This is a genomic window from Mesomycoplasma ovipneumoniae, assembly GCF_033343935.1.
GTDB classification, from domain to species: Bacteria; Bacillota_I; Bacilli_A; order Mycoplasmatales; family Metamycoplasmataceae; genus Mesomycoplasma; species Mesomycoplasma ovipneumoniae_G.
Window position 1 is genome coordinate 1 of sequence record NZ_JAWPGQ010000028.1, and the last position, 1,523, is coordinate 1,523.

Genomic DNA, 1,523 nt, shown 5'->3' on the forward strand with positions numbered 1-1,523 from the left:
TTTGCATTTGCATTTTCAGTTGTTCTGATAAATGGTGTTTCTGAATTTCGGAAATTAGGCCATCAATTAATTAAATTTGGAGCAATCATTTTTTCGTTGTTGTCAAGTTCATCAGGATTAACAAATAATAAATCAGTTAAATTAGCACTAATAATATTTGATTGTTGCTGAATTAATTCTTTTGGATATCAAAAATTCAAATAAGCAGTTCCTCAATCAACAGCATTAGCGCCTACTTTTTCTTTGACAGTTTTTGTGTATTTGTCTTGGACATCAGTATCTTTTTTGTCAGGATCATTAAATAAGTTATTTACAAAATCACTTGCACTATAATAAGTAACTTTTGTTGGCTGATTTAAAATAATATTTAAATAATCATTTGTAAGTTTGAAGTTTTCCCCTGGACTAACGAATTGGTTTGGGTGAACATTTGTTCATCCTTTTCTTACATTTTCTTCTTTTGTTTTATTAAGTTGGTATGAGTATAAATTGAGATTGGTGGTTGGGGTTTTAGTATTACCTTCACCTTGAGCTAATCTTTGGTTTAAGTAACCTGAAGGGTCAAAAACTTTAAGTGATAGAGCAGAAAGATCTTGAGCGGGGTCTTTTTCTAATAGTCGCCAAAGTGGGTCATTGATGTTGACTCAACTACGGAAGGTGTTACCCTGTATTTTGGCGGCTCTACCGTTTTTACCGATCTCAGGGAAAACTTGGGCTTTTATCGTATGTGCATCTTTTTTTGATCATTCCGGGATTCGACTTTCAAATCATTGATTATTTACGTTAAGGTTTTTTGAGAACTTAAGGGGTTTTTTTATTGTACTTCATGGAACACCGATTGCTCCTTGTAAGACTAGTTTAGGTTTAATTTTTACAATATTTGTAGCTTTTGTATCTTGACTTTCTGAAGTATCAGCAGAAGAAGCTTTTGCTATTTCAATAGGGGCATTAATTAAACGCTTTATATCGCTACTTTCAAGACTAAATGATAATTTTGTCGGAGATTCTACCTTTAGATCGCTTATTTTAAAGTCTACAACACTTTGGTTAAGTAATGGGTTTAAGGTTAGTTGAACTAATTGATGTTGCGGATTTGGGATTGAAACTGGCAAAGACTCAATTAATTTTGGATCTTCAATTTTAACTATAGACGCTTCTGCTGTAGCTCTTTGGGCAATTGCAAGGTTATCATTGACTTTTTTTTCATCCCCAAGGAAGAAAGTGTAGTTTCCAGAAGAGAGTTTCGCTAGCCCCGTATTCTTCAACTCAGGAGCAATCACCGGCTGCAGAGGACTCAGAGCCAGTTCAGCTGGATGAATACTCACCGGCACTGAAGATAGTCACTGACTTGTTGGCTGACCGCTGGCATCAGTCTGTATTGGGTTTTTAAATTCAAGAGTAATTGTTGTTGAATTAGCCAAAGGCTGATCTGGACTGTATTGTTTAGCCCAGCTAGTATTTGATACCTCCGGAGTCTTTGCTAGTTCAGGAATGTTGTCTTGTTGTTTGTGGACTATTAGACT

At 35.2% G+C, this 1,523-nt stretch carries 1 pseudogene; it reads right to left on the reverse strand.

The annotated features are described in order from the left end of the window. Nucleotides 1-1,523: pseudogene (locus tag R7X45_RS03740) on the reverse strand (hypothetical protein); the annotation flags it as partial.